14 protein-coding genes are annotated in these 14,772 nt (G+C 62.2%); 6 read left to right on the top strand and 8 right to left on the bottom strand.

The features are described 5' to 3' along the window. Window positions 1-94 precede the first annotated feature (94 nt). The gene (locus ACO59D_RS07075; protein WP_485126389.1) at window positions 95-598 is read left to right on the top strand and encodes a pyridoxamine 5'-phosphate oxidase family protein; all 504 of its coding nucleotides are present in this window, start codon (window positions 95-97) and stop codon (window positions 596-598) included. Window positions 599-639: 41 nt separating this feature from the next. On the opposite strand, the gene ACO59D_RS07070 is transcribed toward ACO59D_RS07075, so the two are convergent. Continuing rightward, on the bottom strand, window positions 640-1,461 hold the full coding sequence (locus ACO59D_RS07070; RefSeq protein WP_485126388.1) for a purine-nucleoside phosphorylase: 822 nt from the start codon (window positions 1,459-1,461) through the stop codon (window positions 640-642). A 134-nt stretch (window positions 1,462-1,595) separates the two neighbouring features. Further along, window positions 1,596-3,110: an ATP-binding protein gene (locus ACO59D_RS07065; protein WP_485126387.1), complete on the bottom strand. Its 1,515-nt coding sequence runs from the start codon at window positions 3,108-3,110 to the stop codon at window positions 1,596-1,598. A gap of 277 nt (window positions 3,111-3,387) precedes the next feature. On the opposite strand from ACO59D_RS07065, the gene ACO59D_RS07060 reads away from it, so the two are divergent. Continuing rightward, window positions 3,388-4,101, top strand: a complete 714-nt coding sequence (locus tag ACO59D_RS07060) for an SDR family NAD(P)-dependent oxidoreductase (protein ID WP_485126386.1) — start codon at window positions 3,388-3,390, stop codon at window positions 4,099-4,101. 123 nt (window positions 4,102-4,224) lie between these two features. Further along, window positions 4,225-5,214, top strand: a complete 990-nt coding sequence (locus tag ACO59D_RS07055; protein ID WP_485126385.1) for an AraC family transcriptional regulator — start codon at window positions 4,225-4,227, stop codon at window positions 5,212-5,214. A 112-nt stretch (window positions 5,215-5,326) separates the two neighbouring features. On the opposite strand, the gene ACO59D_RS07050 is transcribed toward ACO59D_RS07055, so the two are convergent. Beyond that, window positions 5,327-8,413, bottom strand: a complete 3,087-nt coding sequence (locus ACO59D_RS07050; protein WP_485126384.1) for a glycoside hydrolase family 3 N-terminal domain-containing protein — start codon at window positions 8,411-8,413, stop codon at window positions 5,327-5,329. A gap of 183 nt (window positions 8,414-8,596) precedes the next feature. Here ACO59D_RS07050 and ACO59D_RS07045 point away from each other — a divergent pair, with 183 nt between their 5' ends. Genes ACO59D_RS07045 through ACO59D_RS07035 form a run of 3 tightly spaced genes read left to right on the top strand, consistent with a single transcriptional unit; the run spans window position 8,597 to window position 10,718 of the window. Then, complete coding sequence (locus ACO59D_RS07045; RefSeq protein ID WP_485126383.1) at window positions 8,597-9,121, top strand: LytR/AlgR family response regulator transcription factor; 525 nt, start codon at window positions 8,597-8,599, stop codon at window positions 9,119-9,121. Continuing rightward, a complete protein-coding gene (locus ACO59D_RS07040) occupies window positions 9,013-9,315 on the top strand; it encodes a LytTR family transcriptional regulator DNA-binding domain-containing protein (RefSeq protein WP_485126382.1) in 303 nt (100 codons plus the stop codon). The genes ACO59D_RS07045 and ACO59D_RS07040 overlap by 109 nt, the downstream gene beginning before the upstream one ends. After that, entirely contained in the window at window positions 9,312-10,718 is a 1,407-nt protein-coding gene (locus ACO59D_RS07035; protein ID WP_485126381.1) for an ATP-binding protein, read from the top strand. The genes ACO59D_RS07040 and ACO59D_RS07035 overlap by 4 nt, the downstream gene beginning before the upstream one ends. A 440-nt stretch (window positions 10,719-11,158) precedes the next feature. Here the strand turns inward: ACO59D_RS07035 and ACO59D_RS07030 are convergent, their stop codons facing one another. The 5 genes from ACO59D_RS07030 to ACO59D_RS07010 form a co-directional block, all read right to left on the bottom strand. Beyond that, complete coding sequence (locus ACO59D_RS07030; protein ID WP_485126380.1) at window positions 11,159-12,394, bottom strand: glycoside hydrolase family protein; 1,236 nt, start codon at window positions 12,392-12,394, stop codon at window positions 11,159-11,161. Between the two features lie 81 nt (window positions 12,395-12,475). Then, a complete protein-coding gene (locus tag ACO59D_RS07025; protein ID WP_485126379.1) occupies window positions 12,476-12,685 on the bottom strand; it encodes a hypothetical protein in 210 nt (69 codons plus the stop codon). After that, window positions 12,682-13,584: an alpha/beta hydrolase fold domain-containing protein gene (locus tag ACO59D_RS07020; RefSeq protein ID WP_485126378.1), complete on the bottom strand. Its 903-nt coding sequence runs from the start codon at window positions 13,582-13,584 to the stop codon at window positions 12,682-12,684. Before ACO59D_RS07020 ends, ACO59D_RS07025 begins: the two co-directional genes overlap by 4 nt. Before the next feature lie 2 nt (window positions 13,585-13,586). Further along, window positions 13,587-14,327 (bottom strand): GDSL-type esterase/lipase family protein, encoded by a 741-nt coding sequence (locus tag ACO59D_RS07015; RefSeq protein WP_485126377.1) that lies wholly within the window; start codon window positions 14,325-14,327, stop codon window positions 13,587-13,589. Between the two features lie 10 nt (window positions 14,328-14,337). Next, window positions 14,338-14,772: hypothetical protein (locus ACO59D_RS07010; protein ID WP_485126376.1), on the bottom strand; the 435-nt coding region annotated here is incomplete at its 5' end.

Here is a 14,772-nt window from a genome sequence, read left to right as displayed (position 1 = left end):
GCGGCGGCATCCGGAGCAACCCGGGGCAACGCGAGCCGAAAGGCCCGCCCCCGTCGCGCAATAGAATGTCATAAGTCATCTGATAGGAGACATCATGACCCACGTGCGCCGCGCGGACCGCGCCATCACCGACAGGCACAAGATCGAGAGGATCCTCTCGCAGGCAAAGATCGTCCATCTGGGCCTTGTCGACGCTGGCAGACCGTACGTCGTGCCGCTCCACTACTGCTACGAGTACTCGGCCAACGCCCTCACGCTCTACATGCACTCCGCCCGAGAAGGTCGTAAGCTCGACGTCATCGCCGCCTCGCCGACGTGCTTCGTGGAACTGGAGTGCGACGTCGACCTTGACGACGGAGGAGAGGCGCCCTACGAAATCCCCTGCAGGTACGGCTCGTTTTACTCCAGCGTCATGGGAGACGGCACGGCCGGCATTGTCACTGACCCTGCCGAGAAGATCCATGCACTCGAACTCCTCATGGAGCAACAGTCCGGACGGCAGTTCGCCATCACGGCGCCCATGGCGGAGAGTGTCGCCGTGATCAAGGTTGTCGTTCCAGCGGACAGGCTCACCGCCAAAGCCCACGTACGCGGCTAGAGCCAGCCCACGGCCGACCGCCGCAGCCGGCTGCGCAACCCCTATTTCTCTCCAAGCGCCTCGATGGACTTCTCCACCAGGCATGTAAAGCGAGGCTCCGCCTCGTTGGCGGCGGCAAAGACCTCCTCGGCCGAGAGCGGTGTGGGCGAGATGCCCGCTGCGTAGTTGGTCACGAGAGAGACGCAGCACACGCGCATCCCCGTGTGGGCGCCCACGATGGCCTCGACAACGGTGCTCATCCCCACGAGGTCGGCTCCGTTGCCCTTGAGCATGCGTATCTCCGCCGGAGTCTCGTAGCAAGGACCCGTAAGCTGCGCGTATACGCCATGTCCAAGCTCGATGTTGTTCTCGTGTGCCACACGCTCGATGATGGAGCCCAGCTCGGGGTCGTACGCATGGGTCATATCCGGGAAGCGAACGCCCTCGTCATCGTCGTTGGGCCCAATGAGCGGGCTGGGCACAAAGCACGAGATGTGGTCCGTCACGAGGACAAGCGTCCCGGGACGAAGGCCCTCCCCAATGCCGCCGCAGGCGTTTGTGAGAAACAGCACGCTGGAGCCAAGGCCATGCATGACGCGAGCCGGCAGCACCACCTGGTCGACGGGGTAGCCCTCGTAGAGGTGGACCCTCCCCTTCATGCAGACGACAGGCACATTGCCCACGTAGCCAAAGATGAACTTTCCGTCGTGTCCCGGTGCCGTGGAGACGGGAAGACCGGGCAGGTCCCGGTATGAGATCTCGAGGGGGTCACGCACGCGTTCGGCAAAGCCACCCAGGCCAGACCCTAGGGTGAGCGCCACCTTGGGAACAAAGTCCGTGCGACGCCTGACCTCGCGAACAATTCCGTCTACCGTGGCATTCATCAGTGCCGACCTCCCTGGTTGCCTCTTCTGACAGGCGCTTTGCCTGACCTTTTCCGTAGTTTGGACGAAGTCCCTTCCTGCACGCAAGGACAAGCCAACGAGCGCGCACCAGCAGAGGGACAATCGGATTCCCATCAAAGCGTAAGCGTATAGCGTCTTGTCGGGCTGTTGACGGCACCCGGAGTGACTGAAACCAGGCCCCGTTGCAGGAGCTCCCTCAAAGCCTTTGCGACCGTGCTTCTGCCAAGTCCGGAACGCTCGGCTATCTCGGACGTCCTGGCCGTTCCCAGCTCGTCCAGTGTGGAAATCACAGCATCCTCTACCTGCGAGGCCTTCGAATTTCCCGCGACGGCGGCATCCGCACGTAGATCAGATTTGCTGCGGTCATTCTCAGGCTCCTCGGCCCCTCTCCTGCGCATCACTATCTTGAACAGCAATGGCCTGTCAGTGACCTCGGCCTTGGGCATGCCGTTTGCACCAAGTTCCGACTGTATGAGAGCGAACCCGGTTCCCCGATTCTCGGCCACATACCCCCCGCCTTCATACGGGGTGGTCTCGAGCAGCGCAGACAGTGATGGGTTTCTGGTCGAGGACGCGCCCACCTCTCCAAGCATGTCTACCGTCACGGCGCCATACAGCCCTCCGGGACTCAGCACCTCGAGACGGTCCTCGTACATGTTCACCTGTATCTGGGCACCACGCTCCATCGGGAAGTAGTCGCGGTGCATAAGCGCGTTGCAGACTGCCTCGCGCACAGCATCGAGCGGATAGTCCGGCACATCGTACCTAAGTCCACCCTCAAGCACGCCCCCGACGCGCATGTTCCTTCGCACCACGGCGACGGTGTCCAGCAGGACCGCGGGGATCGGTCCGACCATGCTCTCTGAGTCCAGGAACTTGACGCTCCCCTGCAGGGTCTTGCCCCTCCCGGGAAAGCGCGCGAACGTGACGGTGAGGCGCGGATAGAGGTGTTGGGGGTACGTGTCCAGAGCCAGCAGCCCCGCAAGCGTGACGCAGTCCCTCCTCTCCTTCCGCACGAGCACGTTGAGCGCCCTCAGGGCATCCTCATCAGACAGTCGACCAAATATCCGCGGGTGGATCTCCCTCTGCCTGCGTACCACGCCGCCCACGAGCTCCTTGTCCAGGTCGTCAAGCGTGGCACCTTCCACAACGTCCAGGTCATGGTGCGGCTGCGTGCGCTCCTCCACGAGCCGGTCGACCTCATGCTGCGTGAGCAGGCGGTCGCCGTCCCCCGTCCTGATGAAGGAGTCCCGATACATGCCTCGCGAGCTAACGTAGCAGGGCTTCTCCGCAGGAGGAAGCTCAGGGATAGTGCCCACGACGACCTGTCCGCCCTCGAAGGGCACCTGCTCGACCTCAGCTCGCACTGGTGGCGTGAGGTCATCCGCGCAAAGCCGCGCGAGTGCGTCGGCGATGGTGCGTGCATCGAACCCCGGCACCGGTACGAAGCCGTGCTTTTCCGAAAGGCCGAGAAGGACGAGGCCTCCGGAGCCGTTGGCAAGCGCGGAGACCGACTCCCCTATCGACTTCGGAAGCCCGCGAGCGGCCTCCTTCACCTCGATGCGCTGCGAGTCGTTCCCGGAAAGACGGAGCGTCGCGACAACCTCACCCAAGCTCTTCTCGTCCATGCCTCCCCCCGCAAGCAGAGTATTTACTGCACAGTATACTCGACACTCTCTCCTTGTAGATAGTTACTCTCTACTTACTGTCTTTTTACTCTCTCCAACCGTTTTCCAGAGGACAACGGCCCAACCTATTGCGCCACACCACCCTCGCCACGCGTGGCGCAATCTGATAGCACGTTGGCGCGTGCTGATGTTCTTTGGCGCGGGCGTCCCCCGTATTCTCTTCATCGTCAAGAGAGCAGCGGCCACAGGGGCCGCGCAGGGGAAGGGAACCCACACCATGAAGAACGCAGCCCTCAAGAACGCAGCACTCATCACCGGCTCCTACGGCGGACTCGGCACCTGCTTCGTGAACATCCACGCCGAGAGGGGCGGCAACCTCATCCTGGTCGGCCGCAGCCAGAAGAAGCTGGACGCCCAGGCGGACCAGGTGCGCCAGAAGTACGGCGTCGAGGCCGTGACCATCGCGGCAGACCTCTCCAGCCCCGACGCTGCCCAGAAGGTCTATGATATCTGCCACGCCAACGGCTGGGAGCCGGAGGCCATCATCAACAACGCCGGCTTCGGAGGCCAGGGCGACTCCGCCCGCGAGCGCACCATGGAGCAGGACCTCTCCATGATCGCCGTGAACGTCGAGACCCCCACCCGAATCCTCAAGCTCTTCCTGCCCGACATGATCAAGCGCAGTCACGGCAAGGTCCTCAACGTCAGCTCCACCGCCGCCATGATGCCTGGGCCCCCGCAGGCCGTCTACTACGCCACGAAGGCCTACGTCACCAGCTGGTCGAACGCCCTCTGGCGCGAGCTTAAGGGCACCGGCGTCACCGTGACCGCCCTCATGCCCGGCACCATGCAGACGGGCTTCGCCAACGCGGGCGGGCTTGCCGACACCAGGCTGTTCGCAAACGCGGTCGACCCCATGCAGGTGGCACGAGACGGCTACGAGGGAATGCTCAAGGGCGAACTCAACGTGACGAGCGGCCTGCCCGGCTGACAGCGTCCCATGATGGCACTGGCACCGCTCTTCCCCAAGAAGACCATGCTGGACTTTGTGTATGACCAGCAGGTCGCCGGCAGCGCCAACAAGTAGACTGCTAGGCAGACGGAGGTGACCACCATGAAGCGATACATCCTTGACCGCGAGTACCCGCGCATGCTGGCGGCGTTCGGTGTGAGCGCCGAGGAGGCCCTGCGCCGCGCGGGAGCTCCCGAGGACACCTTCGTGCGGGAGACGCCCACCATGACCGCCGAGGACTACTTCGCGTTCATGGAAGCCGTGGGCCAGCTGGCAGCCGGCGAGGACGCCGCTGTGCGCATGGCCAGCGCACAGGGCATCGAGCAGTTCAGCCCGCCCATCTTCGCCTCGTATTGCGCACGTGACGGCCGCGCCTGCATCGAGCGCCTCGCGCGCTACAAGCGCCTCATTGGCCCCATGGAGTTCATCGTGGACGAGAAGGGCGGCCTCCTCTCCGTCGAGATGACCTGCGGCGATGCGGACCTCACCATGCCCGGCTTCCTCGTGCAGGTGGAGTTTTCCTTCCTGGTGAACCTCCTGCACACGGCAACGCGCCAGCACATAGGCGCCGCCGAGACCCAGATGCAGGAGCCGCCTGAGGGCACGTCCTTCTCGGCATTCCTTGGGTGCGAGCCGCAGAAGGGCCCGCGCAACGTGCTGGCGTTCGTCTCGACGGACATGGACGTCCCTTTCGTAAGCCACAACGATGCCATGTGGAGCTACTTCGAGCCCGAGCTGGGCCGGCGCCTGGCGGAGCTCGAGGTGGACGAGTCCCTCTCCGCCCGCGTCCGCAGCGCCCTGGTAGAGATGCTGCCCGCCGGCGAGTGCGGGGCGGACGACGTAGCGCGCAGGCTTGGCATGAGCCGTCGCACCATGCAGCGCAAGCTGGGCGAGGAAGGCACCACGTTCCAGAGGCAGCTCAACCACACGCGCGAGCTCTTGGCCAAGCACTACCTCACAACCACGTCCATGGGCACCGACCAGATTGCCTACCTGCTGGGATACCTGGAGCTCAACAGCTTCCTGCGCGCGTTCAACTCATGGTGCGGCATGAGCCCCAGCGAATGGCGCAAGCGCAACACAACTGACTAGCAAGGAGACGAGGAAAGCGGCCACATAGCTAGAGAGTAGGCCTGGGACGCTTGTTCGGCATCCCAGGCCTTACTTGACTTAGAGCGTTACCAAGACGGCGGAGGCGCCGGCGCTACTTCTGTACCTTCTCGGCGGCACGTTCGGCTGCGCGCTTCTTGTGGTTCCTCCAGCCGGTCCAGACGATGAGGGCAATGCCTGCCACACCCACGACATTGATGCCGATACGGACCTTCATCGCGAACTGAACGCCCGGCACATAGATGCTGCCCGGCATGGAGCCGCACATGGCCTTGGAGTTCGCGATCGTATAGAGCAGATGGTGCATGGCCTCGCGGGCATAGTGGTACTGCTCGGAATCGTTCGAATCGAAGGCCCACTCGTTGCCGGTCGTAGGCATGTACGTGAGCTTCGTGTCGCCACCAGCCTCGATCATCTGCTGGGCACTCATGAACTTGCCGTCATTGGCTGCATCGGTGATGACCCAGCCCTCGAAGCCCCACTCGTTGCGAGCGACTTCGGTCAGAAGCGCATAGCTGCCTCCTGCCCAGGTGGCACCGACCCTGTTGAACGATGTCATGATTGCCTGGCAGGCAGGAAGCTCGCGGGTGGCGTTCGTGTAGGTGCCGTCGCCGTTGTCCTTCACATAGCTCTCTTCGACGGTGCCCGCTTTGGCGCACATCTCGAAGGGCTTGAGGTAGGTCTCGCGGATGGACTGCTCGTTTGCCCAGGTGACGAGGCTTCCGCCATCACCACGGTCACCGCGGTGGTTTTCCTGGTCGTTCAGGGCAAAGTGCTTCATCGTGCAGTACATGCCCTTCTCGGCAGCGGCACGGATCTCGAACGATGCGCAGGTGCCGCTCAGGAACGGGTCTTCCGAGTAGTACTCGCTGTTGCGGCCGGAATACGGCGTGCGGTGGATGTTCATGCATGGGGCATACCAGCCAGAGGCGCCACCGAGGATGGCCTCATTGCCAATCATGTTGCCGAAGGAGGTGGCAAGGTCCTGGTTCCAGGTCTGCGCCAGCACGATTGGGCTGCAGAACGACATGGCCCCTCTCGCCACCATGGATCCGGAGCCTCCGTAGATGAGGCCCGACGCAGAGTCAGCATCGAGGCCGAAGGGCTTGCCGACGCTCTCGAGGTACTCGGTGCCGTAGCCACCACGGTTGATGCTGATGTCGTAGTCGGAGACGGTAAGCTCGTCCAGGAGCCTGTCCCACTTGGAGTCGTTGTAGTCAAGCCCGCGCATGTCGGCGAGCGTGAGGCCGTTCTTCTGCCCATACGTGGGCGTATCGCTGAAGTCGGAGCTTTCCGTCTCTGGGTTGCCCGAATCGTACGAATTGAGCCTGTCCAGAAGTGACTGGCTCGCTACCTTGCCATACACATAGCTCTTGCCATCTGCATCGTTGATCTCGTTGCCCCACGTGGAGGTCTCGCCCGTGACCCCTCCGTCGTGCTTCGGGAACGTGCCCGTCCAATCAGAGCGAGTGAGATAGGTCACATCTCCTGCTGCATCGTCGAAGCGGTTCGTGACCTCTGCGCCGGTCTGCGTATCCGTTGCATACGTCGTCGTGTCGACCTCGGTGTTGGCAGGGACGTACGTGGCAACCATCGCGGTGTCCCCTGCCGCATCGGCAGGGGCAGCACCCTTTGCCGCAAGCACATTGTTCACGGCGTCGTGGCTCGTATGAGCGGCGGTGAGGTAGTAGGTACCGGCATCGAGGATCCAGGTCTTGGCGCTGTTCGAGTCATACGAGGCAAGCTGGCTCTGGTCGAACGTGACGGTCACGTCCTGGCTCTCGCCGGGCTGAAGCTCGTCCGTCTTTGCATAGCCCACAAGCACGACAGAGGACTTCTCGACGCCGTTTGCCTTGTCGTAGTCCGTGTAGGGAGACTGTGCATAGAGCTCCACGACATCCTTGCCGGCAACGTCGCCGGTGTTCGTCACCTGTACCGTTGCCGTGCAGGTCGTGCCGTCCCAACTCGTTTGGAAGCCAGACCAGTCGAACGTCGTGTAGGAAAGTCCGTAGCCAAACGGGTAGACGACCTTATCCGCATACGTATAGTCTCCGGCATTGCCCTGTCCGAGCACGGCATCCTCGTAGCGCGTCTCGTAGTACTTGTAGCCGACATAGATGCCCTCGGCATAGCTCACGTAGTTGTAGCCGGTATCCGTGCCATCCTCATTGAGATAGGCGTAGTCGCCGAAGTTCTGGGCTGCCGGGCTTGCAAGCGTATCCACAGCAAAAGTATCCACGGTACGGCCGCTCGGATTGATGCGCCCACTGAAGATGCCGGCGAGAGAGTTCACGCCATACGTACCCGTACTCGGCACATAGAGGACGCTCTTGATGTTCGGGAACTGGGAGAGCCAGCCAAGCTCCATTGCCTGGGAGGTATTGACTACGAGCACGACATCAGAGTAGTTGTCATTGAGGTACTGCAGGATCTCGAGCTCCGTGGAGTCAGGCTCGAGGTACGTCTTTGCTTGGTCCTCTGCATTGTCTGCATGGTTGTACATCGAGCGTGCGGCATCCCTGCCCTCGCCGGCAACACGCTTCAGAACGAAGACGGGCACGGTGTCCTGGGCAGAGTCGAGCACGCCGTCAGAGCCCTGAAGGGCCGAGAGCGGGCACTCATTGATGGAGAAGTCCTCTGCGTCGCCCCAGCTGATGGAGCCCTTGCCTAGGCTGTAGTCCTTGCCAGCACCTGTGAGGTAGAAGTCCTCGAGCGTGGTATTGACGTTCATGCCCTCCGCTTCGAACGCCTTGTTCAGGCTGTCATACGAGCCGCTGGTGCCCAGATAGGAGCTTGCGGTCGTTTGACCAGAGAGCGTCTTTCCCGACTCGCCAAAGAAGCTGAATGTGGTGCCTTGCGCAAAAGGCATCGTGTTACCGTCGTTCTTGAGCAGCACGTATCCCTCACCAGCAATCTGCTCGTCGAGCGACTTCTCTGCGTCTTTGATAGTGTCAATCGTGTAGTCAGCCTTGTTGTACTCGAGGTCGAGTCCTGCGGTATCCACCTTCGAGTTGTCCCAGGACTGCTCGTAGCCGAGCATGTTGTTCAACATGCGTGCATAGGTCGGCAGCACCGTATTGCCCGCCACCATAAGCGCGGAAAGAAGCACCACGAGCACAGTCTTTAGCACGCTCTTTATGACCCGCCCTACCTTGCGGGCAGTGCTGATCCTTTTGGCCATTGCCCCTCCCATCAGAGTATCGATGCTGCCCTTACCAGCGAAAACATAGCTTCAGCTGGGCTTGGGTGCTTGAGTGTTGACTGATTCTGCCGGCTGCGCGACAGAAGCCGCTCTGCCAGACCGTGAGGACAGGACCGGTTGAATCTAGTACGCTACAGGAGGTGGGGATGGAAGGGGTGTCTCATGACAGACTGCAGGATACTCATGGTGGAGGACTCCGATGAAGAGGCCACCATCCTTCTCGACCACCTCGAGCACTATGGGAAAGTGCATGGCGTCCGCTTCATCACGACGCGCTCGGTCACGGCCTTCGAGCTGGTAAACGACGCCATTCAGGCAGACCTCGTCTTCATGGACATCGACCTGCCCGGCATCAACGGCATGGAGGCGGCAGAGATGCTTCGCGAATCAGACACCACGACGCCACTCATCTTTGTGACTAACCTCGCTCAGTATGCGGTACGCGGCTATCAGGTCGATGCACTGGACTTCATGGTCAAGCCCATCGCATATGGGGACTTCTCGATGCGCATGGACCGGGCCATGCGCGCCGTGAAGAAGAACGCAGGCAGGACCGTGGCATTCCCACCGCTGGCGGAATGCGACTCGTTGAGATTGATGACATCATCTATGTCGAGCTGTCCAAGCACGACCTCGTGTTCCATCTGCACGGAATCCAAGGGGGCCTTCGGAGACGAGGCAGCATAAAATCGCTGGTAGATGAGCTTCCCACGGACAAGTTCCTCCTCGTGAGCCAGGGATGCATCGCAAACATGGGGCACATCGCGACGGTGCGCGGGGATGCGGTCATGCTCGATGACGGCACGACGCTCTACTTCAGTCGATCGCGCAAGCGTCCAGGCATGGAAACGCTCGCACGATACCTGGGTGGCACCATATGACGCCGATCCCCATAGACATCGTTGCCCAGGCCATCTCGTCCACCGCGATGTTCGCGGAGGTCCTCTGCGCATCCAGCCTGTTTGCGCATGGGCAGCCACGCAGATCTCAAGCGCCCGTGCGCGCAGCGGCTATTGTGGTTGGTTTTCTCGGTATCTCTGTAATCATGATCTGCGTGACGTTTCTCGTTGCCAGTCCCGAGGACATCCAGCGCGCAATGGAGATTGGGAGAATCGGAGCGGAGCTCCCCGCGGTCATCGCCCCCTTGGCGTTTTGCGCCATGGCCCTCGTTGCCACCATACCTGCGTTGCTCTCCTGCTTCGAGATGAGCTTTCTCGCAGCGACCTATTGCACGACAGCGGGGTATGCGCTTCAGAACCTGGCGAGTAGCGTCTGGGAGCTTATTGGCCTGACTCCCGTAGGTGCGAATCGCCTCTTCGCGGCGATGCCCCTTGCTCTCACCGTTGCATACTACGTATTGGTATATGCAATGGCATGGCAGGTGTTCATCCGTCGCATTGACCCCTCGGGACTTGCCGGGCATCTCGACCCAACGCTTCTTCCCATGATTGCCGTGGTTGTGTTTGGCGTGATTGGCTTCGACCTCATCCTGAAGTATGTGGTCCTTGGCGCACTCCGCATGGATGCGGTCATATGCCTGCGTCTCATCCATATATTGGTCTGCTCGTTCGTGATAGCCGCGGAGGTGCAAGTCGTGGCGGTACACCGGCTCGCGGGCGAGAAGGCCACGGCAGAGCGCCTGCTCGCCGAGCGCGAACGCCAGTATGCCATGAGTCGGGAGAACATCGAGGCCATCAATCTCAAGTGCCACGACCTGCGCCACCAGATAAGGACGCTCGCCGACGGTGGCACCTCCGTAGACAGGTCCGCGCTCGACGGCGTGGCCAGCGAGATTCGCGTATACGACTCGACAGTGCGCACGGGCAACGAGGCCTTGGACACGATTCTCACGGAGAAGAACCTTGTGTGCGAGAGAAGCAGCATTACACTTAGCTGCATCGCCGATGGCACGGCGCTAGCGGGGATGGCACCCGCTGACATTTACTCCTTCTTCGGAAACGCCCTCGACAACGCGGTACGAGCGGTGACTGCGCTCGACGACCAAGCGCACCGGTCAATCTCGCTCATCGTTCGCATGCGCGCTGGCATGGCAAGCGTCCATGTCGAGAATTACTATGATCCGGGTACCCATGACCTGGAGTTTTACGACGGCCTCCCACGGACCACGAAGGCCATTACCGCAGACCACGGCTTTGGCACCCGTTCCATGCGCGCCATCGTAGAGCGCTACGGCGGCACCATCAGCTTCTCCGCTAGCGATGTGACGTTTTGCGTGGATGCCCTGTTGCCTATGGAGAAGAACGGTGCGCCGAACTCGTGCTGAGCACGGCACCGCGGCCGCACTGGCTTTTGAGGCCGCCAACTGACCCTGCCCCCACCTACAGCCCCTCCCGCCCAGCGAAGGGCAGGAGCAGCAGATGGGTTCACATCCATGGGAACCGACCAGATCGCCTGCCCCCAACCTCGAAGCTCATCGCGTGACAAGGCAAGCCTTACGGACATGGCTGAGTAGAGAGAAGCCTGTCTCACAACCAAGTGAGTGATGGGGCAAGGCAACCCGCCTCCAGCGGGGTGCGCCACTCCCAGCACGGCACGCCACCCCGTGGCCCCCTGGCGTCGCCAGACCTTTCGACGGCAGCAATTAATGCACGTAACTTTACGGTTGCTTCTCGCCCAACTGGGCAAACGCCGAGGAGACCAAAAGCTGCGCGCGATAATCTCAGAGGCACCAGTTCCAGACGGCCCCAAGGGCACCCGCAACACCTAGACAAGCTCCAATGCCAGCAGGTCCAGGCACCCATTCAAGCACGCAAGCTCAATCGAGGCGCGAGCGCCGAGTCCATGCACATCCACCTGCGAGGTCTGCCACTCGGCACTATCCAGCTGAAGTCCTCCTACAGAGGCACCGTCCACTCGAACCTCCAGCGACCCGCTGCCACGCCCCACGACTCCGACGCCACGGGTTCTCGCCAGGTCGAAGTAGCGGTAGAGCGCATAGCAGCCGCCAGACATTCCTCCCACGAAATGCACCGCATCTGACCCCTCGCCCTCGTGGGTCACCATGGGGATGCCTTGCACCGCCCGATTGCCCGTATGCGGCATGTGCCCGTTCGTGAGGTGGCAGCAGATGGTGGCGGGATAGCTGCCCCACCCGCGCAGGTCGCCCTCGCTAAGTCCGCACGAGGTCAGCGGCACCTGCTCAATCGAGCCGTCTGCCTGTGGAAAGATCTTCTCGGCACACATCTGGCGAGACCAATCAGTGCCGTGCGTCAGCCGATGGTAGAACACGTACCACTGGTCGCCGATGCGCTCGATGGAGCCGTGCGTGGTGCCCGTGGCATTGGCGCGGTCGCGCTCGTCGCGGCCGTCCACGCCCACGTCGCCGTTGCTCACCAGCACTCCACCATACGTGAAGCCCCCGTCGGGGCGGTCGCTTGTGGCGTAGCACAGCTCGTGGTTGTTCACCGAGGAGTATACGAACACATAGCGCTCCCCCACCTTCCGTATGCTGGACGCCTCGAAGAACCCATGGCCCACCATGCCATGCCCCGCAGACAGTGCTGGAATGGCGAAGTGGCTGGCGAACGGCGTGTGCCTGGTGTCTGTGGGTAGCACCCGGACGGGCTGCGTGGCCACCGTCAGCATGTCATCCTGCAGCGTGCAGGTGACGGGTCCCATGACGCCACCAGGTTGCGCGGCTATCTGCTGCGGCGTCTTGCCAAACATGCCTGCCTCCACGCGACGGAAGACCGGGCGCAGCACGACAGGCATCTGGTCGAATGGCCACCACGTGCCGTAGTACAGGCGGATGGTGCCGCCGTCGTTCATGACCGCCGGGTCGAAGGGCACGAAGCGCCGCAGGGGCGAGCCATCCTCGTTTCGAACGAACCCCAGGTAGTCATAGTTGCCGTCGGGCTCATCGCACACTGCCACGCTGATTGGCCCCTGGTAGCCGGTCAGACAGTAATACAGGTAGAAACGGCCGTCGTTGCCACGCACTACGTCAGGGGCATAAGCGTAGCGACGCTGAGGGCTCCACAGCGGGTCCTGCCGCGGACTGTAGCTGACGCCCCTGCTAGTCTAAGCCGAGAGGTCATCTACCGGTGCCGAGAAGAACTCGTAGTCGCCCATGCAGAACTCATTTCCACCCTCGACGTCGTGGCTGCCAAAGAGATAGGCGCGCCCGCCAAAGACGTGCACCTCGCCGTCAGCCACGTAGACGTCCTGCGGCAGGAAGGGGTTCACCGCCTGGCCCCGCAGCCCGTCGAACTCACGCAAGCCAGTACTCACCGGCCGCCACCGTCCATGAACGCGAACGCCGCAGCCAGCGCCGCACGTGCCTCGGGCATGCGGGTGAAAACCTGGAACGCGTGGCAACACCCGTGCTGGATGTCGATTGCGCAGGGGTGCCCCGCGTCGCAAAGCCGCTGGTGCAGCTCGCGCGAGTCGTCCAGCAGAGCCTCGGTGTCTGACGCGTTGAGAAACACCGGCGGCAAGCCCGCATAGTCACCGTACAGGGGCGAGACGATGGGGTCGCGCAGGAATGCCCGGTCGTCTCGGTGCTTCCCGTAGACCAGACGCAGCTGTCCCTGCTCGACAGCGTGCCGCAGCATGTAGTCGGTATCCGCGTTTGCCCTGTGCGAGGCAAGCACCTCAGCCTGCGTCACCGAGGCAGAGAGCGCGACGATGCCCTTGGGCTGTGCCATTCCCCGCTGCTTGAGCAGCAACGCCAACGACAGCGCCAACGTGCCACCGGCGCTCTCGCCTGCCAGGATAACCTCGCTGGGATCGACCCCTAGGGTGAGAAGGCCCTTCCACGCCGCAAACGCGTCATCCATCTGTGACGGCCACAGATGCTCTGGTGCCAGCCGATAATTGCAGCTCACGCAGTTGTAGCCAAGGCGGCCGGCGATGTATTGGCATATCTCGCGGCGCTCGCGTGCGGACCCAACGGTAAAGCCACCACCATGGATGTAGAGCACCCAACCGTGGTGATTGCCGGGCTTCGTGACACGCTCCCCACCCAGTCCGTTAAGGTCAATCTGCTCGACCACCACGCCCCTGGGAGGACGAGGCGGCTTGCGGTCGTTGCGTTGCCTCTCGGCCACGTAATCGTGGGACTGGCCGGGCTCGTCCTGTGGCATCAGCCGGAAGACTACGTTCATCAGGTGTGCAAACGCGCTGGTCATGGCTAGTGCCTCCTGCAGCCCTGCGGAGCAACCTCGTCGAGAGCGGGCAGGATGTACCCGTCACGCCACGCAAGCTCTCCCTCGTGGTTCAGGTGGATGCCATCACTCCTAAAGAGGTCGCTACGATACTCGCCTGCGTCATACGTCATCGCAGACGCATCCACGAACGTCATGTAGTCCGAGTGCTCCTCGCACAGCTTTGCAAGCTCCTCGTTCACACGCTGCGTCAGCGCAGTGTACTCGGAACGACCCGGGAGCAGCAGCCCGCTCATCACCACGAACTTGGCATCGGGAAGCCTATCGTGGAACGTCGCGTACATGTCCCTCTTGTAGTCCATGCACTTGCGAAGCTTCTCGTCATCTGTCCCCACCATCTGTGTGTAGTCGTTCGACCCAGTTTGAAACACTACGACCGCGGGGTCATACGGATAGAGCAGACGGTCCGCATACTTGACCAGAAGCTCGTCCGTACTTCCGCCGAACCCATGGTTCTGGACCCTGTACTGCGGGAAGTCGTCATCCAGCTGGCTCCACAACGTGAAGTTGCTCATGCCGTAGAAGATGACCTCCCCCTCGCGCGAGCTCGCGTCGTAGCGGTCCTCGATTGACCTGACGTCGGGCTCCCAGTCGCGCAGCCCCGCGAACGGGCCCCAGCCTATGCGCTGCCCCGTGACCACGAGACCCACAAGCACCGCCACGGCACCTGTGGCAACACCGAACACCATCTTCTTTCCCAGGTCCATACGCTTGCACCTACCTTCTGTGCCAGGGCGCGTGGCCGTTGGCCAGGTTCAGGAGCGCGTTTGCCAGCCACACGGGCATGGCACCACCCGAGCAGTTCACCAGACCAAACAGCGCACACCCCGCGCTGGACATGATTGACATGCGGCACTGCGGGTCGGCCTTGTCCTCGTAGCCGCGCTCGATGGCACCCTTGATCTGGTTGGCGAAGAAGCGGCAGGCACCGGAGGTCTCGGCCATCTCGAGCAGCGAGTCCGTCTCGTCGTAGCTGCCCTTGGTGTGGCGTGTCTCGGGGGGAATGGCGTACCCGAGCAAGGCCTCGAAGTCTGCCTGGGTGGGCTTGCCCTTGGGCGCCTGGTGCCACGTGCCAGCAAGCGCATCGGGAGCAGTGGCCTCGGCGCCTTTCACCTCCAGCGTGCCCGAAAGCCGCACGTCCTCAACTGAGGA

The sequence above is a fragment of the Tractidigestivibacter sp. genome (genome assembly GCF_057241865.1).
Note: the sequence above shows the minus strand (reverse complement) of the source record. Positions and strands in the feature narration are given on the sequence as shown.